General features: G+C 67.0%; 12 protein-coding genes. 5 read left to right on the forward strand and 7 right to left on the reverse strand.

Annotated elements, in window-relative coordinates; translation table 11 throughout:
* The first annotated feature begins 122 nt into the window (after nt 1-122).
* Together Pla175_RS00105 and Pla175_RS00110 are read left to right on the forward strand one after the other, a co-directional pair.
* Nucleotides 123-959 carry an ExeA family protein gene (locus Pla175_RS00105; RefSeq protein WP_197527168.1) on the forward strand — a complete coding sequence of 279 codons (837 nt, stop codon included), beginning with the start codon at nt 123-125 and terminating at the stop codon, nt 957-959.
* A 46-nt stretch (nt 960-1,005) separates the two neighbouring features.
* Nucleotides 1,006-1,278: a DUF4404 family protein gene (locus Pla175_RS00110; RefSeq protein WP_145280106.1), complete on the forward strand. Its 273-nt coding sequence runs from the start codon at nt 1,006-1,008 to the stop codon at nt 1,276-1,278.
* Between the two features lie 70 nt (nt 1,279-1,348).
* Here Pla175_RS00110 and Pla175_RS00115 read toward each other — a convergent pair whose 3' ends face one another.
* From Pla175_RS00115 to Pla175_RS00125, 3 genes are all read right to left on the reverse strand, one after another.
* A complete protein-coding gene (locus Pla175_RS00115) occupies nt 1,349-3,043 on the reverse strand; it encodes a hypothetical protein (protein ID WP_145280108.1) in 1,695 nt (564 codons plus the stop codon).
* A gap of 109 nt (nt 3,044-3,152) precedes the next feature.
* The gene (locus Pla175_RS00120; RefSeq protein ID WP_145280110.1) at nt 3,153-7,268 is read right to left on the reverse strand and encodes a hypothetical protein; all 4,116 of its coding nucleotides are present in this window, start codon (nt 7,266-7,268) and stop codon (nt 3,153-3,155) included.
* Between the two features lie 156 nt (nt 7,269-7,424).
* On the reverse strand, nt 7,425-9,527 hold the full coding sequence (locus tag Pla175_RS00125; protein ID WP_145280112.1) for a hypothetical protein: 2,103 nt from the start codon (nt 9,525-9,527) through the stop codon (nt 7,425-7,427).
* A gap of 267 nt (nt 9,528-9,794) precedes the next feature.
* Between Pla175_RS00125 and Pla175_RS00130 the strand changes: the two genes are divergently transcribed.
* Both Pla175_RS00130 and ilvB read left to right on the forward strand, forming a co-directional pair.
* Nucleotides 9,795-10,019: a hypothetical protein gene (locus tag Pla175_RS00130; protein ID WP_145280115.1), complete on the forward strand. Its 225-nt coding sequence runs from the start codon at nt 9,795-9,797 to the stop codon at nt 10,017-10,019.
* 212 nt (nt 10,020-10,231) lie between these two features.
* On the forward strand, nt 10,232-12,031 hold the full coding sequence (gene ilvB, locus Pla175_RS00135; protein ID WP_145280117.1) for a biosynthetic-type acetolactate synthase large subunit: 1,800 nt from the start codon (nt 10,232-10,234) through the stop codon (nt 12,029-12,031).
* Between the two features lie 46 nt (nt 12,032-12,077).
* Here ilvB and Pla175_RS00140 read toward each other — a convergent pair whose 3' ends face one another.
* Nucleotides 12,078-13,172 carry a zinc-binding metallopeptidase family protein gene (locus tag Pla175_RS00140; protein WP_145280119.1) on the reverse strand — a complete coding sequence of 365 codons (1,095 nt, stop codon included), beginning with the start codon at nt 13,170-13,172 and terminating at the stop codon, nt 12,078-12,080.
* 145 nt (nt 13,173-13,317) lie between these two features.
* Nucleotides 13,318-13,992 (reverse strand): RsmD family RNA methyltransferase, encoded by a 675-nt coding sequence (locus tag Pla175_RS00145; RefSeq protein WP_145280121.1) that lies wholly within the window; start codon nt 13,990-13,992, stop codon nt 13,318-13,320.
* 127 nt (nt 13,993-14,119) lie between these two features.
* On the opposite strand from Pla175_RS00145, the gene Pla175_RS25740 reads away from it, so the two are divergent.
* Nucleotides 14,120-15,292: a peptidylprolyl isomerase gene (locus Pla175_RS25740; RefSeq protein WP_197527169.1), complete on the forward strand. Its 1,173-nt coding sequence runs from the start codon at nt 14,120-14,122 to the stop codon at nt 15,290-15,292.
* A 187-nt stretch (nt 15,293-15,479) separates the two neighbouring features.
* Here Pla175_RS25740 and fliM read toward each other — a convergent pair whose 3' ends face one another.
* Both fliM and Pla175_RS00160 read right to left on the reverse strand, forming a co-directional pair.
* Complete coding sequence (gene fliM, locus Pla175_RS00155; RefSeq protein ID WP_145280123.1) at nt 15,480-16,535, reverse strand: flagellar motor switch protein FliM; 1,056 nt, start codon at nt 16,533-16,535, stop codon at nt 15,480-15,482.
* Between the two features lie 92 nt (nt 16,536-16,627).
* A complete protein-coding gene (locus Pla175_RS00160) occupies nt 16,628-17,932 on the reverse strand; it encodes a glutamate-5-semialdehyde dehydrogenase (protein WP_391527875.1) in 1,305 nt (434 codons plus the stop codon).
* Nucleotides 17,933-17,941 lie beyond the last annotated feature (9 nt).

A 17,941-nucleotide genomic window follows, 5' to 3' on the forward strand; every position in this document is an offset into this window, starting at 1 on the left:
ATGCCGAACACGAAATCCGTATCCGTGCGATCCGTGGTTAATTTGAAGCGGCGGCGGGCAGAAAGACGATGCATCGGATACGAGATCGTCTGTCGTCCGGTAAACGCAAAGGCTTGTCAACGATGCACACGCAGCTCGACCATTCCTACCTGCAGCACTGGGGCCTGGCGAACTCGCCCTTCCGCATGCAGGCCGACCCCGCGCGGGCCTACCCCAGCAGCAGCATCGGCGAAGCGATCGCCCGGGTCGAGTACCTGGTGGGCGAACGCCGCCGGCTGGCGGTGCTGGTGGGAGAACAGGGGGTCGGCAAATCGCTGGCGCTGGCCGTGGCCGCCCGTGAGCTGCGGCGCCGGGGGGCGGACGTCGCCCTGGTGGACGCCGCGGGGATCACTACCCGTGAGCTGCTGTGGCAGACCGCCGTGCAGCTTGGCGCCGGGCCGATGGAGAGCGACGAGACGCAGAAGCTGTGGCGGCGGATTGCGGACCACCTGGCCGAGAACCGCTGGCAGGGGAGGGCTTCTATCTTGCTGCTAGACGACTGCGCCGCGCTGGGGCCCGACCAGCAGTCGCACCTGCTGCGGCTAGCGCGGCTGGAGAGCCAAACGGACGCCCGCTGGACGCTGCTGCTGGCGATGGAGCAGGGGCAGCTCGGGCGGCTCTGCCCACAACTGCTGGAGCTGATCGACATGAAGATCGAGCTGGAGCGGTGGGAGGCGGACGACTCCGAGGGGTACGTGCAGCACGCGCTGCTGGCCGCCGGCCGGCTGGCGCCGGTGTTCACCGACGGGGGGCTGGCGGCCCTGCACGAGCTGGCCGAGGGCTCTCCCCGGCACGTGGCGAGGCTGGCCGACTTTGCGCTGCTGGCTGGCGCCGGGGCGGGGGCGGAGCAGATCGACGGGGCGCTGGTGCAGGCCGCGTTCGACGAGATCGCTTGGCGCCCCGAGGGGCCGGACGTCTGATACAATAAGGCCTCTGGAAGCCCTCCACGCCCGAACCGGCAGCACGATGACCCAACAACAACTCGCCGAGACGCTCGAACGGCTGCACGCCGAGCTCGACTCGATCGACCGCGTCGACGACGCTACCCGCACCGCGCTGCAGAAGGTGACCGCCGACATCGAGCGGCTGCTCGACCCGGAGCAACCCACGACCGACCAAGACGTGGACGATTCCCGCGCCGGGCTGCAGGACCTGGTGATCGGGTTCGAAGCAGAACACCCCAAGCTAGCCGAAGCGCTGGGACGCGTAGCAGACGGGCTGGCGAACCTAGGGATTTAGCGCACGAAGCAAGTCGCCCAGCAGCAGCCGACCTACGGTCGGCGCGGCCGCAAGGGCGTTGGTCTCCCGCTCAGGCGGGAGCCTGTGCTTCGCGGAGGATCACGAGTTGGGCGCGGAGCAACACCACCTGGCGTTCGAGCGCTTCTTGATCGATCCGCACCCGCTCGAGGATCGTCTCACTGGAAGAGCGGATGGTCTCGGCCGGCTTGCGCACCTTGTCGAGGCCGGCGCTGCGTTTCTCGATCTCGTTGATCGCCTTCTCGATAGCGTCGAAGTCCGCGGCCTGGGTCTCCTGCGAGCGCCCGACGCGGATCGAGAGCGCCCGGGCGATGTCGAGGCCGGCGCGCAGGTACACGTCGGTCGTTGGGTCTTCTGCGTCCCACAGCACGACTACGTCCTGCCCGTACCGCCGCACGGGGGCGAGCGTCGCGGGCGCACACCGCTTGGAGAACACGAACAACCCAAACCCTGCGCCGCGGTTCTTGCGGGCTTCGGCTAGTTCTTCGCACGCGCGCAGCAGCGTGTACCCTGATTCCTGCTTGGCTTCTACGACCAGCTTCGCCCCGGGCGCGGCGCTCTCGTGGCCGAGCTCAACGATGCAGTCCCCCTTCTTGCAGTTCTTGATCAGCCCCGTAGAGGCGCCGGTGGCGGCAGCGACGTCGCCGGAGTGCTGTGCCTCGCGGGCGATGAACTCGAAGACGGCCTCCTCGAACGTGGCGCCGTGCTGCGTGCCGCGTTCTGCCTCGACGCGCTTGGCGACCATCGCGGCGAGCGAAACCTTCACATTCTCCTGGAAATCGCGGTTGCGTTTGTCGGCCTGTTCGAGCAGTCCCGACAACTCGCGCCGCAGCCGCGCCAGCGGCGACGCTTCGTCGTCCAGCGTCAGGTTGCCGTGGATGGCGCCTTGGGTGGCTTCGAGCATCTGCTTGAGCCGCGACAGGGCGGACGCGTCGTTGTCTAGCGAGAACTCACTGCTAATCGTCCGCTGGGCCCGATCGACGTTCGACACCAACCGGCTGAGCGCTGAGTCTTCTTTGTCGAGCGAGAACTCGGCCACCACGTCGTCGATCTTCTGCTTGAGGTCGCGGCTGAGGTCGCCGTGTTTGCAGGTCAGCTCCCCCACCAGGCGGCTCAGGGCGCCCTCTTTGTTGTCGAGGGAGAACTCCCGCAGCACGCTCTCGCGCTGCTTGACCAGCTCGCCATCCACCACGGCGCGGAGCGAAGCGACCACCCCCTGGGCCTGCTGCGGATCGAGCAGCCGCATCAACGGGCTGCCGGCGCCGATGCGGGCGTCGAGCGTGCGGCCTAGCTGCGAGCCTTCCCCCCCCAGGTGGCTCTTGAGCAGCGTGGCGAGCTCGCCGTCGTCGCTGACCAGCCGGCCGACGCGCTCGGCCAGGCGCCCGCTCTGCGGGTCGAAGTAGTCCTTGAGGACGGCGCTCGTCTTCTCGTGCGACTGCTGGGCGTTCTGGTCGAACAGCTTCTGCAGCTCGCCCACGAGCCTGGCGCCTTCGTCGCGGACGCTCTGGGCGTCGATACGACCCTGGGCGTGCCGCAATGCCAGCACGCCGATCCGCAGGGCGTCGAGGGCATAGTCGTGCCGGGCCCGCCCCGAAGGCCGTTCCGAGAGGGCCTCGATCACGTCGCGGTCGCGGACCATCAGCTCGAGAGCAAGAGACGCCGGTAGCTCCCCCGGATGGTTCTCGAGCGTGGTCTCATCGTCGATCGCTTCGTCTTCCATCCCAAACCAAGCACTGGGCGCAGTCACGGCGGTCTCCTTACGCGCGGGTGGTGTACGGATGTGAGTATCGCGGGTGACGCCGCGCGAGGCAAGCGGCCCGCAAAGTCCGCCGCATAGGGAGCCGCTGCTTGGGCCCCTACTTCTTCTTCCGATCCCCCGGCCGCCCCGGGAGCAGCGGGGTTGATTCGGAGAGCTGCTGCTGGATCTGCGGCCAGGTGAGCTCGCGTTGGGGCGTGTGCGCCAGGGCGTCTTCCCCCTGACCGGGGTGCCGGAGTCGGACCCGGGTCTCGGTGATCTCGTTCTCGAGGGCGCCGATCCAGTCGGGGGCGTCGAGCCCGGCGCCGCTGGGTTGGACGCTGAGGTTATCGATCTCGGCCGCGACCTCGACGAACTGGGCGGAGGTCTCGTCGGCCCCCGCGGCGGCGGCGGTGATGGCCGGCTCGACCAGGGCCTGCAGGCGGTCGATGGTGAGCGGGCGGACGAACCTTTCCGCCAAGCGCTCCGCCACGGTCGGCAACCGCATGCCGTAGTGTTGCGAGAGCGACTCCAGCTCCCCCAGACGTGCGTCGGCCTCGCCGGCGGTCCGCTGCTCAACGGCGGCGCGCCACAGCTCCGCCGCGGCGAGCCTGCCGCTGCGCACCAGGATGCGGTGGGCGAGGTAAACCGGCTTCAGGTTCCAGGCCACGCGGTCGTAGCTGGTGCGGAGCCGCAAGAAATCGATCAGCACGTACAGCAGCTCGCCGTGATCGCTTTGGGTGGTGGTTGTGTTGTAGTCGCGGTACTCACGGTAGTTTTCTACAACCGCCTCGATGGCGATGGTGAGCCACTGGGCCGCGATTTCGTGATCCACCTTCCCGGCTTGCAGGTCGTCCAGCAGCCGGAACGACGTGTCTTCTTCCTCCAACAGCCCGGTGAGCCACACGTCGGCGGTGCGGTGGAGGATCCCCCGTAGGTTGCCGAGGGTGAGGAACGACTGGTCGAACAAGTCGCCGCCGTAGCGTTCGATAAACTCGACGAACCTGCGCCAAGTCTCCGGGTCGCTCAGCTTCTCAACGACGCTCAGCCGCACGGTGCGGCTGTGCCGGAGCCAGCGGCCAAGCTGACTCTCGGTAAGGTCCTGCAGGGCTTGGACCAGCAGGGAGTCCGAGGCGCGTGCGTCTGGCCGAGCGGCCAGCTCTGCCGGCGCGGCCCCGTCGTCCCACGAATCGGCCGAGGCGACCAGGCACCGCACGACCGCCTCGTAGCCGTTCTCGAACAGCCGATCGTATTCCGTGACGGCCCCGGGGCCGACGGGGTGGTCGATCTCCATCCGCTGGGCGACGTCCAGCAACTGGCAAGTCTCGCGCACCAGTCCCAGCCGCGGCAGCCAGCCCAGCAGGTCGTGGATGAGTTGGTGGAGGGCGCGGGCCTTGACGATCCGCCTGGGGTCGCCCCCTTTGCTCAGCGGGATGTAGAGCAGTTCCTCGGCCAGCAACGACGCGCAGAATTCCGGCCAATGCTTGCGGATCAACGCGTCGTCTCCGGTCAGCACGCCGCGGAGCACCTCGATGGTCCGCCCCAGGCTGCTGGTCGATTCGGCCTCGGGCTGGGACCCCGAGGCGGCGCGCAGCAGCCGGCCGGCGTCCGATAGCTCGACGCAGGTCACGATCACCTGTTCCAGGATCCCGTCGCGGAGCACGCGTCGCCGGTCGTACTCGATCAGCTCCTCGTTGCCGCCGCGGGGCGGCGCCAGGCGGTGGGCGTGCACGGCGTCGAGCAGCCGGCAGAGCTGCGTGTAATGGCGCGTCGCTTGGTGCTGCCAGCCTTCGAACGCTGCGCGGCGTTCGGAAGCGTCCGAGTGGGCGGCGTCGAAGGTGCCCCAGGAGATCGCGGTCTGCTTCCAGAGGGCCGCGGTCGTGCGGATGAACCCGAGCCGTTGCTCGAGGCGGTCCGATTCCGCCTCAAACGCCAGCCGGGTGTCGTCCTGCCCGGCGTCGAAGATCGACGAGTCCATGCCGTCATCGGTGCTGTCCTCGTAGGTCACGCCCTCGTAGGCGGCGCCGAAGAGGTTGTCGAGCTCGTCGTCCTCGTCATTCTCGAACTGGTCGTCGTGCGGATCGAAGTCTTCCTGGGAAAGGAACTCCAGGTCGGAATCTCCCTCGAACGCGTCGTCGAAGTCATCGTCCGCGTCGTCCTCGAGCAGGTCGTCCAGTGCTTCGTCGTCTTCGCTCCAAACGGTCTCGCCGAGCTCGAAGGCGGGGACCTGCCAGTACTCGTCTGCGCTCGCTTCTAGGTGGGCGAAGAACTTCTCGACGGTCGGCCACATCGGTTCGTGGGTTTCTCTTTCTCGGGCGTCCACCATCTGCAGCCAGCGCTGGGCGAGCGCGTCGAACGAGGCGTCGCCGTCCTCCAGCGGGGTGAAGTCGACCTGGCTGAGCCATTGCATGGCGAGCGCCATCGAGGCGACCAAGTCTCCCTTGTCGAGCAACGCCTCGATCACCAACTGGAACGCTTTGGGAGAGTCGAACTGGTCGACAAACATCCGCCAGAAGCCGATGTCGCCGGCCGCGGCGCCCGCCTTGTGCCAAGCGTTCAGGGCGCCGGCGACCAGGTTCGAAGAGATCTCAATCTCTTTCGCGACCAGCCTGGGGACGCCGCTGACCGTGCTTGTGGCGTAGCGGTCCCACCAGTCGGACACCCGCGCCAGGGCCGCAGAGAACGTCTTCTCGTGGGCGTCGTCGTCGATCGCGGCCGCCTCGGTCCAGGCGCGTGCGCACAGGTCGAGGAGCTGCTCGACCAGCCGCACCAGCTCGTCGACCCGGTAGTCGTGAACGGAGTTCTCGATAGCCGGGAACAGGCTGAAGGCGCCGCCAAACCCCACCACGCTCCACGGGTCGACCAACGCTCCGCACTCGATTCCGCGGTGGAGCAGGTCTTCGATCTCGGGGAGCCGGGCGGCCACAACGTCCAGCTTGTGCCCGTCGAGCGCCCGGTGGCCCTCGGTGAGTCGGCAGTAGATCTGCGCGAGCATGCGCGCGGAGGCGACCCGGACCGCGCGGGCCTGCCGCTGGGCCGCTTCGGTGTACCCCATCCTGGCGTAGAGCTGGGCCAAGCGGACGCGTTGCATCTGATCGGCGCGGCGGCGAGCAAGCTCCTGGTTGAGGTGCTGCCGAGCCCCGGCGAGCGGCTGACGCAGACGCTTGGCCTCCGCGCGGAGCCTCTCGCCGTGCGGCCCCTTGGCGTCCGCAAGCAGTTGTTGGTAGAAGCGGTCGCGGTACCCGGCGATGTGGGGGAGCAGCGTCGCGAGGGTCACCTCGCTGTTGTGCCGGCCGGGCCCATCGCCACAGGTCCCTGAGGCCATCAACATCGTGCCCGCGAGCACGGCGCCCGCTTCAAAAAGCAGCTCGTCTCTTGTGAAGCTGCCGCCGGCGCGGGCGCCGGCGGCATCGTCCACGCGCGCCAGCAGTGCGTCGAGCGCGATCGGCTGCACCACGAACCGGCGGTAGAAGCCGCGGTTGTCGATGAAGTTGGGGTCCCACTGGCCAAAGTGGTAGTTGGGGCGCTTGCCGGCCGGGTGATCGAAGTCGTAGGCGCGGGGGTCGAGGGCCAGCTCCTGCAGCAGGTCGATGTCGAACCACGCGTCCCGCAGCAGGTCGGGGTCGGCGTGACGCAAGATGCCGAGCGTGATCTCGATGAGCTGTTGGTACTCCCCGCTCGCGACGCCGGCCGACTCGATGTAGAGCGGGATCGGCCGGACCCACTCGTGCCGGTAGGGCTCGATCCGTTGCTCCGTTTCGAGCACCGGGAGTGGGCGGTAGCCGATGTAGTCGTCTAGCGAGTCGCGGGCGCCCGCGACGATGCGATGGGTCTCGTCCCAGGGGGGGCCCTGGGCGAGGATCGCCTCGGCGACGCGACCCCAGAAGAATGGGCGCCACAACTCGCGTGGCTTTCGGCTCCACAGCAGGTCTTGATGAAACTGCCGATAAGCCGGGCGGAAGTGGTGCTCAAGAAGGTCCGCGACCACGCGGGCCTGCGAAAGGTCGCTGAAGGCGCCCCCTTCCGGTTGGAGCTGATCCATCCGCTCTCGCAGCCATTGGCCCAGCACGAGCACGGGGTCGGCGTCTGGATCCGCCGATTCGATCTGGGAGTAGATCAGGCTGACGTTCTTAAGAAACTTCCCGTCCTCGGCGCCGGCGGAAAAGTTCAGGTAGCCGACGACCTCCTGCAAGGCTTGCTGCGGTCGGGCGTGCTGTTTGGGCAGATGCTCGGTCATTGCGGGCACGCGCCGGCGACGAATTACGCGGGCAAGAAGGTACGCCGGGGACCGGGCGCCGGCGTGACGGCCCTCAAAAACCCCTGTCCCAGAGCCCCGCATCCTAGGCCATGAGTCGCCGCAGGCACCAGGGTCGGGCGAACGCTGGCGCCCGGATCAGAGCGCGTCCGCTGTGGCCGGAGCGGCACAACGACCACGAGCCTTCCGGCGCCGGAGGATCGCGCCGCTTGCGATGACGAGCCAGATCGCCGCGGCGCCCGCTGGTTCGGGAACGGCGGATGGCGTCGCGATTGCCCCAAAGGCCGGACCCGGCTGGCCGTAGTGGTCCTTCCAAACCTGGTAGTCGTCTGGACCGACGGCCCCGGCCAACCCGGCGCCTCGGTTGGGGAGCGCAAACGCGGCTCCGAGGTTGTCGCGCCACACGGTGTAGTCCGCGGCATCGACGAAGCCGTCTGCGTTGTAGTCGCCGGGCGTTCCAACGGAAAGCGAGCCGAGCTGAACGTAGCCCTCAACGCGCGTGCCGTCCGCTAGGTCGTAGCTGAACGTCAGGTCGTCTCGCGGATCGGCCGGAGCGCTGGAGTTGCTGAAGTCCCAGATAGCGCCGAGCAGACCGCCGATGTTGGAACCGGCGGTTGTGGCGTATGGCCCGGCGACGTGCGCCTCGGCGAGCGCGAACGCGTTCGATCCCCCGGCCTTGTCCCACCCCGGGCCGGCGTCCCCGACCCCTTGGCTGTCGAGGCTGTTCCAGGCGGCGGGGAGCAGCAGGCCGGCCGCACTCTCGATTTGCACAAAGTCGATCTGGAAGTTGCTGCTCGAGCCCCCCTTGAGTTGGGCCAGCCCGTTGGTTGGATCAACCACCAACGTCACTAATTCTTCCAGCGGCTGCGCATCGAGTCGGACCAAGTCGAAATAGACGCGCTGGTTGTCTGCGCCGCTATTTCGGGTGAAGAGGACGAGGTCGCCCGTCGGCGCCGATTCGCTGGTCTCGAACTTGAACCGGGTGACGCTCGGGTCGGTCACGCCGGCGACGTCCACAAAAGTTCCGACGGGCACAATCGTGCCCGCGGACGTCTGCACGTCGATGAACCCGGGCGTCCCGAGCGACGTTTGGGTCTGCGCCGATTGATTGCCGTTCTGGACGGGGTCGGTATCGATCGGCTCTCCGGACCAGAGGCCGTAATCGAGCGAACCTGTGAAGCTGGAACGGTGGCCGACAAGCAGGTCGATCGTATAGCGCGTACTCGGCGCAAACGAAAGGGCGGACGTAGAAGTCAAGTTGATGTAGCTGTAGCCGGGGCCGACGTTTGCCCCTGATGCGTTGTTATTGATGTACCGAGAACGGTTGCCCTCTTGGCCTGTCATGTCTCCCGAGCGGTCTTCCGTGAAGGAGGTATAAGCAGTCCAGGAGCCGGCCGTAGCGCTCCCGGTGTTCCAGTTTTCTGTAAAGACCACGACCGCCGAGGCGGGAGCAGCGGCCCCGGACAACACGCCGATCGCCAGGCACACCGACAGCCTCCCCAAGCGGCGAGTCATCCACGCCATCGCCGCCAGCAGGCCCAGCGCGATCGCGCCAGCGGATGGCTCTGGCACGGCCAACCCCGCGAGGCCGGCCTCGAACGTGCCGACGCCGGGCTGGCTTTCGTAGGCGTTCTTGAACAATCGGAAGTCGAGGCGGTCGATCAGCCCGTCCGCGTTGATGTCGCCGCGCAGGTACCTGCCCGCCTTGTTGAACCCAGCGACGTCCTTCAGCAGGTTGTCCCGAACCACGGGCCAGTCGATCGTGAGATCGACAACGCCGTCCGCATTGAAATCGCCGGGAATGAGGGTTCCCGTATACGCCACCGGTACGTCGACCGCGGCGCCGCTGACGAGTTGGATCGTCATAGAGACGTCTTCAAACGGCGTCGGAACCCAGGGGTCCCCGAGGTCGAGCGAAAAGCCGTTTCCCACCACAAGGCTGCCCAGCAGGGTGGCCTCGGTCAGTTCATCGGTCGCCGACGGCGCGGAAAGCTCTATCCACACGTCGTTTGCGTCTACCGAGCCGCCACTGTCAAAGTCGCCCGTCTCGGCAATCGAACGCCAACGGATGGGGGCGAACTGACCGTCTGCGCTGCGGATCTCGTAGAACTGCGTGTCGTACGCGGTTCCCGATTGGTTGCTAAACAGCAACGTGCCGGCCAGCCGGTCGATGCTCAGCGAGAGCGCGGATGCGTCGCTTGCCGGCAGAAGTAGGAGCGCGGCGCACGAAGCGACCGACAAGAAGCACCTCGTCAAAATGAAACCTCAGGTGGGGGGGCGTGCACCTAGGCCCGCTCGGCCGGCAGGCTGTTCCGACGTAGCGCCAGCATTTCCACTCTATCTAGCAGGAAAAAACCGCACAAGCAGCTTGCGGCGGCAAAACTGCTGCAATCCTCAGGGGCCGGCGCGTTCGCCGCGAGGTCGACCCGCCGCTGCGTGCCGTCCGATGAACTCTGCTAGCGGCGTCCCCATCCGCCGCGGAAGTGCAGACTCCAGGGGATCCCCGACATGTGGCGGTCATTTTTTCTAGCGATCGGCGTTTATTGTGTCATCTTGGGCGCCGAGGCGCTTGCTGTGCAAAGCGCCCAGCTCAAGCCGCGGACGAGCGCCGGCAAGGTCGTGGTCCCAGCCAAGACGGTTTCAACGCCGGAATGGGCCCCTTGGAGCCTGCTGTCGGCCGGGGCCGTGGTGATGATCTACTCGTTTACCATCCCCGCTCGGGCGGCGGGGTAGGCACTTCGCGGCTATTCTGTGGCGATTCTCCCCCCAGCTAGCCGCCGGGCTACGCACCCGCGCGCCCGCACGGCTCATCTCCGGGGCTGGTTGTGAGGCTCCAGCAGGGGACGTAAGATGAACCGTTTGGCTTCCGCCGCTGTCACTAGGGCTGGGTCGCCTTCGCCAGCCGGCTGGCCCCACCCCAACTCCGCTACCAACCCCGCGCCGCAATGTCTTCCGCCACCGCCCAAAAGCCAGCCACCAAGAGCGACCTCGTTAGCGGGGCCGACATCCTCGTCCAATCGCTGGTGAACCACGGCGTCGACATCATCTTCGCCTACCCGGGCGGGTGCAGTATGCCCCTGCACCAGGCGCTGACACGGCACGCGGACAGCATCCGCACGATCCTCCCTCGGCACGAGCAGGGGGGCGCCTTCGCCGCGCAGGGCATCGCCCGAAGCAGCGGCGAGGTGGGCGTTTGTATGGCCACTAGCGGCCCGGGCGCCACGAACCTAGTGACGGCCATCGCCGACGCCAAGCTCGACAGCGTGCCGCTGATCGCGATCACCGGTCAGGTGCCGACCAAGGTGATCGGCACCGATGCGTTCCAAGAAACGCCCATCGTCGAAGTCTGCCGCGGCATCACCAAGCACCACTACTTGGTCACGGACGTGAAAGACGTGGCCCGCGTGGTCCGCGAAGCGTTTGTGATTGCGTCCACCGGCCGCCCCGGCCCGGTGTTGATCGACATGCCCAAGGACGTGCAGCTCGCCCTATGCGAGCCCGACTACGAGGCGCCGCTCAACCTGCCCGGCTATCTCAACGCCCAAGGGACCGTTGACGTGCCCTTGGCTCGTCCCGAACAGATCAAGCAGATGGCCGCCGCCATCAAGCGGGCCAAGCGGCCGGTGATCTATGCGGGTGGGGGGATCATCACGTCGGGCGCCTCTGAGGAGCTCCGCACGCTGGTCAAAAAGACCGGCATCCCGATCACCACCACCGTCATGGGCCTGGGGGTCTACCCCTCCACCGACCCGCTGTCGCTCGACATGCTGGGCATGCACGGCAGCGTTTACGCCAACTACGCCGTTGATGGCGCCGACCTGCTGATCGCCCTGGGCGTGCGGTTCGACGACCGCGTGACGGGCAAGGTGGAAGAGTTCTGCAAGCACGGCAAGATCATCCATGTCGACATCGATGCGGCCGAGCTGAACAAGAACAAGGAAGCCCACATCCCCGTTCAGAGTGACGTGAAGCACGCTCTGGCGGAGCTGAACAAGATCGTTGAGGCCCCGGAAGAGATCTCCGGCTGGGTCAAGCAGTGCCAGGCGTGGAAGAAGGAAGAGCCCTTCCGCTACAACGAAGATTTCCCCGGCATTGTCCAGCAGCACGCCATCCGCACGCTGTGGGAGACGGTCCACGAACTCGACCCGGTGATCGCGGTCGGCGTCGGGCAGCACCAGATGTGGGCCGCCCAGTTCTACAAGTTCGATCAGCCCCGCGCGTGGCTCAGCAGCAGCGGCCTCGGGACGATGGGCTTCGGCCTCCCGGCCGCCATGGGCGCCCAGAGCCGCTGGCCCGACCGGCTGGTGATCGACATCGACGGCGACGGCAGCTTCTTGATGAACGTCCAGGAACTAGCCACCTGCGCCTGCGAAAAACTCCCCGTGAAGGTGCTGCTGCTCAACAATCAGCACCTCGGCATGGTGGTGCAGTGGGAAGACCGCTTCATGAAGGGGAACCGCGCCCACACCTACCTCGGCCCCATCGACAACCCAGAGTGGTCGGGCCAGGGAGACGGCGTTGGCTCGCTCGACCCCGCGGAGCGCTACCCCAACTTCGTGCAGATCGCCAAGGGCTTCGGCTGCGGCGCCGCGTACGTCGACAAGAAGGCCGACCTGCCGGCCGCGATCAAGGAGATGCTGGCCCACGACGGCCCGTACGTCCTGGACGTAGCGACCCCGTACCAGGAACACGTGCTGCCGATGATCCCCGGGGGGATGACCGTCAAGGACATCATCCGGGAATAGGCGGAATTAGCCGCGGGCCCCGCAGCGGATGCTGGCACGTTGTCCGTTATGAACGTTCGCTCGCGGCGGTCACGGGGGGGGTAGCGGGAACTTGGTTGTCCGCTTCCGCTGCTTCCGGATCGCCGCTGATCACGGGCGCCATCCCCCGCATCCCGTGGATGAAACGCAGCTTCTCTACAACCGGGGGTGAAAACACTTCTGGCACCAGGTCCAGCAACCCCTGGTCGCGGTTCAGCTCGTTCGAGAAGACCCCGATCGGATGGAACGCGTTGAGCATCGCGTCGAAGTCGTTCAGGTCGACCTCCACCGGGCGGTAGTGGGTGACCGTTTCCATGATGGCCGCCATGTCGAGGTACGCGGCAAACGTCTCGGCGAAGTCCTCCCAGGGGTGCATTGTGGCGTAGGCGCTGATGCATCGGGTCCGCCAATCGGGGGCGGGCCCCTGGGCGTAATACTTCTTCTGCGCGTCGGCGTAGGTCGGGTCCCGCTCGTCACCAAACAGTTGGCGGCACACGTCGATGCTGTTGGGCCCATCCTTGGTTGGTTCCACCAACAACTGCCAATAGTAGTGCCCCAGCTCGTGCCGGAAGTGCCCCACCAAGGTCCGCGCCGGCTCGTTGAACTCAACGCGGCGCTTCTCGCGCTCGACGCTGTCGGCCTCGTGCAGATTGATGGTGATGACCCCGTCCGCGTGCCCCGTGGTGACCCGCTTGGCGCCGTCGGCCATGAAGTTGAATTTCAAGGCAAGCGGCAGCGGCCTGCCCGGCTGGGGGATGGGTAGTCCCACCTGTTGCACCCCGTACAACACCCGCCGCTTGGCCCGCTCCATCCGGCTCCACTTCTCTGGGTTGCCCTCCACCGACAGGTCGGGGATGAAATCGTTCATGCGACAGTAGTCGCACAAAGGGTCGGCGTCATCCGCGACCCCCCGGTTGCAGACCTGGTGCTGCGTGTAGTTGTCGCACAACCGCAGCTCGGCGCCACACGCTTGGTTCGCGCAGCGGTGGGTGGTCGCCTCCGCATCGTCGAGCGGCCTCAACTGGCTGCAAAGCGGGCACATGATGGTCTGCTTACCACAGCCCACGCAGCGGGTGCTGTCGAGGAACAGGGCATTCCCGCACGTGCAGTCGAAGGATTTCATGTCAGCGGAGTGAGTCGGTGGGATGGACCTGGGAGAATCTGTACCGCTGAGCAAACAACATGCCAGCCCATTCGCAACTGCCTACGCGCAGCGCCCACCGGGGGCCCGCTTAAAAGACCGGTGCTCTGCAAACGATCGAAAACCGCTACCTCGACGCCTTCGTCCAAACCCCGACCACGGCTGGGGGATAGACACGCACATCCCACGGGTCGTCTCCGGGGGTCTCCAGCGTACCCGGGTCGAACTGCTGGTCGCTCTCCACCACCACCATGCTCCCGGCGGGGGAGTGGGCCTGCAACGCCGCGACCAACGCCCGCATCTCTGCTTCCCGCTCCTGGTAGAACCGATAAGGGGGGCTCACAAACGCCAGCCAAGGCGCGTCAGCGGGCCCCGCCGACCAAGCGGCGGCGCCCTTGGGCAGGTCGCGTTTGGCCCACAAGAAGGCGCTGGTAGTGAGCAGGTCGCAACGGTCTACCACCCCCAGCGACGCCATGTTCTGCTTGACGATCGCCGCGGTCGGGATGTGGCGTTCAATGAACGTCGCCCAGTCGGCGCCGCGGCTGATGGACTCCAGCCCCAGCGCGCCGGTGCCGGCGAACAGGTCGAGCGCGTGCGTCCCTTTGGCCCGCATGCCCACCAGGTTGAAGATGGCCTCACGCACGCGGTGCTTCATCGGCCGGGTGACCGGGTCGCCGTCGTCCTCGCACAACGCCGGCGCCAGCTTGCGACCGCGCATCGAGCCGCCGACGATGCGGAGGTCCGTCGCGGGGCCCTCGGGGGGCAGCGTTTTCGGCTTGGCGGCAGGCTTGCGGCGGGGCATCGCGGCGCTGGGTGGTCTACAGCAGGGGGGAATCCGTTATGCTAACCGGGGGGCCAGGGGCTGACGACCGGCCCCCCGCGGCCCCCGGCCGTGTTCTGATCCCATTCTCGTGTTAATTCCAGGCGCCATGAAGCTGAATACTCAACTGGTACTGTCGATCGGACTGATCTTGAGCGCCTCCACAACCCTGGCTCAGGAGGCCCAGCCCGCCCCCGCGGTCGCCAAGTTCGACAAAGAACTGGCCGACTACCGCGGGGCGCTGGCCAACATCGAGAAACTCAACGGCGAGTTCCAAACCGCCGGCGAGGCGCGCCGGGCGGAGTTGAACAAAGAGGTTGCCGCCCAGGTCCTCGCGGCCAAGGGCGAGCTGAGCGAGATGATCGACGCCGCGATCGCGGCGCACCAGGCCGACCCCAAGGCCGACCAACGGATCACCGACCTGCTGCTCACCATCGCACGCTACGACATCATTGGCGCCGGCGAGGCCGAGGGGGGCGATCAGTACGAACGCGGGCTGCGTGTGGTCAACGCGCTCATCGAGGGGGGCAATGATCAGCTCGAACTCCCCGTCTGGGGTCTCGTGGCGGCCTTCGTGACGAACGACTTCGACTTGGCCGAGAAGTACCGCGACCTGGCGATCGAGAAGGGCGCCTTCTCCAAGGCGCCCGACGAGAAGGACGCCGCGGCGCAGGCCGTAATGGCGATGGCGATGAACTTTGCGGGCCAGATCGACGCCCAGCGCCAGTTGTGGAACGCCGAGCAGAAGATCCGCGAGGCCGAGGCCAAGGCGGACAACCTGCCCCGCGTGAAGCTAACAACGACCAAGGGCGACATCGTGGTCGAGCTGTTCGAGGATCAGGCGCCGCAGGCGACCGCCAACTTCATCACGCTGGCCAAGAAGGACTTCTACAAAGACGTGAAGTTCCACCGAGTACTACCGCGGTTCATGGCCCAAGGGGGCGACCCCAAGGGGACCGGCTCCGGGGGCCCAGGCTACAACATCCCGTGCGAGTGCTACCGCGAAGACTACCGCCGCCACTTCCGCGGCACGCTCAGCATGGCCCACGCCGGCCGCGACACGGGGGGGAGCCAGTTCTTCCTCACCTTTGTCCCCACCCCCAATCTCGACGGCAAGCACACCGCGTTCGGCCGCGTGGTCGAAGGGATGGAAGTGCTGGCCGACCTGCAACGGATCGACCCCCAGCAGCCCAAGGGCGAGGTCCCCGACCGCATCCTCAAGGCCGAAGTCCTCCGCGACCGCGGCCACGGCTACAAGTTCAAGAAGCTTCCCGAGCGGTGAGACGCAACGAATGCCATTCTCTCGCAGAGGCGCGGAGACGCAGAGACGTGGATTGCCAGTGACCAGGATCGAATAACCAATCGGTGCGAGCGTTGCTTCTTGGGCATCGAGACTTGTTTGTTGTTCATTCGATTCGTTCCTCTGCGTCTCCGCGCCTCTGCGAGAGCCTTTCTAATCTGCTCCGACGTTAACCCTTCTTCGCTACGTTCACGTTCTGCTTCTCGTACGGCTGCGTGATGCAGATCGCCTTGCGCCCCTTGAAGGCGCCGGGGGAGGCCTCGAACTTCGGCCGGCCCTCCACCACCACCAGCAGCGGCGACTTGCAGTCCTTCTCCGTGTCGATGATGTCTCCCACCCGCAGGCCGATCAGGTCGTGCGTGCTGATATTGGTGCGGGCCAGCTCTACCACCATCTCGACCGCGGCGCTGCCGATCCGGTTGCCCAGCTGCTGCACCGCCTCGGCGGAGGCGGGCTTCTTGCCGTAGCTGACCCAACTGTTGGCGCTAAGCTTGGCGCCGATCCGCTCGATCGTGTTGAACGGCAGGCACAGGTTCATCATGCCCCGAACCGCGCCGATCGCCAGCTCGAAGCTCACCAGCACCACCACTTCGTTCGGCGGCACGATCTGCACGAGCTGGGGGTTGCTCTCCACTCGGTCGATCGCCAGTTCGAGCTCGATCACGTTCTTCCAGGCCGAACGCATCTCGGAGAGGAACAAGTTCGTGATCCGCGAGACCAGCCGCAGCTCGATCTCTGTCAGCGGCCGGCGGGCGGCGCTGGCCACGGTCGACCCGCCCCCCAGCATGCGGTCGATGATGGGGAACAGCAGCGACGGGTTGATGTCGAGGATCAACTGCCCCTCCAGCGGCGGCGCGTTGATCAGGTTAAAGCAGGTCGGGTTCTCTAGGCTGAACACAAACTCGCTGTAAGTGAGCTGATCGACGCTGGTCAGCTTCACCTCGACAATGTTCCGCAGCAGCGACGAGAGCGCCGCGCCAAAGTTGCGGCCGAACCCCTCGTGCATCGTCTGCAGGGCCCGCATCTGCTCCTTGCCGACGCGCTCGGGGCGCTTGAAGTCGTACGGCGTGACCTTCTCTCGCGGCCGGCCCCCATCGTGCCGCGCGTCCGGCCGGGCGCCCGCACTCGGCGCCGACGCGCCGGCCTGCGCGCCCGCCGCCGCGGCCCCACCCCCCATCGTCGCCATCAGGCTCTCGACTTCGGCTTGGCTCAGGACATCGCCCATGGTGCATTCCGTTGCTGGTGAGAGAAGACAGAAGTAAGACGACAGACGCGAGCGGCGGAACTCGTCCGCTCTCAACGCCGACCGGCGAACCCCTATCCTCGAATCTGTCCGCTTCCGTGGACCACGTACTTGTAACTCGTTAGCTCCGTCACGCCGCACGGGCCGCGGGCGTGGAACTTGTCGGTGCTGATACCGATCTCCGCCCCCAGGCCGAACTCGCCGCCGTCGTTGAACCGCGTGCTGGCGTTCACCACCACCGCGGCGCTGTCTACCCGCTGCGTGAACCGCTGGGCCGCGGCCAGGTCGCGGGTGACGATCGCGTCGGTGTGGTGCGAGCCGTAACGGTTGATGTGCGCGATCGCCTCGTCGAGCGAACCAACAACCACCGCCGAGATGACCGGTCCCAGGTACTCCGCGCCCAGGTCCTCGTCGGTGGCCTCTGCCGCGCCGTCCACCAGCTCGCACACCCGCGCGTCGCCGCGGACCTCGATGTTGTTCTTGCCGAGCGCCCGGCCGATCCGCGGCGCCAGCTCGGCGGCGCAGTCGGCGTGGAAGATCAGCGACTCCGCCGCGTTGCACACCCCCAGCCGGTGGCACTTGCTGTTCACCACCACGCGCTCGGCCACCTCGGGGTCGGCCGACGCGTCGAGGTACACGTGGCAGTTGCCGTCGTAGTGCTTGATGACCGGCATGCGCGCCTCGGCCGCGACGCGGCGGATCAGCCCCTCGCCGCCGCGCGGGATCGCCACGTCGATCAGCTCGCTCAATTTCAGCAGCTCGCCCACCGCCGCGCGGTCGGTTGTTGAGACCAGTTGCACCGCGTCCTCGGGCAGCCCGTGCTCGGCCGCGGCTTGGCCCAGCAGCTCGACAATCGCCCGGCTGGAGTGGGCCGCCTCCTTGCCGCCGCGCAGGATCACGGCGCTCCCCGCTTTGACGCAGATCGCCGCCGCGTCGGCCGTGACGTTGGGCCGCGACTCGTAGATAAACAGCACCACCCCCAGCGGCACGCGGACCTTGTCGATCCGCAGCCCGTTGGGCCGCACGGTGCTGGCGATCACCTCGCCGATCGGCTCCGACTGCCCGGCGACCGCCTCGAGCGACGCGGCGATCGACTCGATCCGCTCCGGGGTTAACCGCAAGCGGTCGACCGCGGCTTCGGTCAGCCCGAACCCGGGCGCCGCGTCGAGGTCGAGCTGATTGGCCTCGATCAGCCCCGCCTGCTCGCCGCGCAGCAGCGCCGCCGAGCCTCGTAGCCAAGCGTTCTTCGTCGCGCCGCTGAGCGAGGCGAGTTCGACCGAGGCGGCGCGGGCGCGGCGGGCGACGTCGAGGCAGTAGTCCGACAGGTCCGCGGCCAGCGGGGCGTCGGCGGGAGTTTGGGTTTGGGTGCGCATAAGAATCCAGTATCG

It is taken from the genome of Pirellulimonas nuda (assembly GCF_007750855.1).
GTDB lineage: Bacteria > Planctomycetota > Planctomycetia > Pirellulales > Lacipirellulaceae > Pirellulimonas > Pirellulimonas nuda.

Bases quoted from the DNA above. Each gene is read 5' to 3' on its own strand.
- Pla175_RS00105 (WP_197527168.1), top strand. From the start codon at position 123: ATGCACACGCAGCTCGACCATTCCTACCTGCAGCACTGGGGCCTGGCG.
- Pla175_RS00110 (WP_145280106.1), top strand. From the start codon at position 1,006: ATGACCCAACAACAACTCGCCGAGACGCTCGAACGGCTGCACGCCGAG.
- Pla175_RS00120 (WP_145280110.1), bottom strand. From the start codon at position 7,268: ATGACCGAGCATCTGCCCAAACAGCACGCCCGACCGCAGCAAGCCTTG.
- Pla175_RS00130 (WP_145280115.1), top strand. From the start codon at position 9,795: ATGTGGCGGTCATTTTTTCTAGCGATCGGCGTTTATTGTGTCATCTTG.
- ilvB (WP_145280117.1), top strand. From the start codon at position 10,232: ATGTCTTCCGCCACCGCCCAAAAGCCAGCCACCAAGAGCGACCTCGTT.
- Pla175_RS00140 (WP_145280119.1), bottom strand. From the start codon at position 13,172: ATGAAATCCTTCGACTGCACGTGCGGGAATGCCCTGTTCCTCGACAGC.
- Pla175_RS00145 (WP_145280121.1), bottom strand. From the start codon at position 13,992: ATGCCCCGCCGCAAGCCTGCCGCCAAGCCGAAAACGCTGCCCCCCGAG.
- Pla175_RS25740 (WP_197527169.1), top strand. From the start codon at position 14,120: ATGAAGCTGAATACTCAACTGGTACTGTCGATCGGACTGATCTTGAGC.
- fliM (WP_145280123.1), bottom strand. From the start codon at position 16,535: ATGGGCGATGTCCTGAGCCAAGCCGAAGTCGAGAGCCTGATGGCGACG.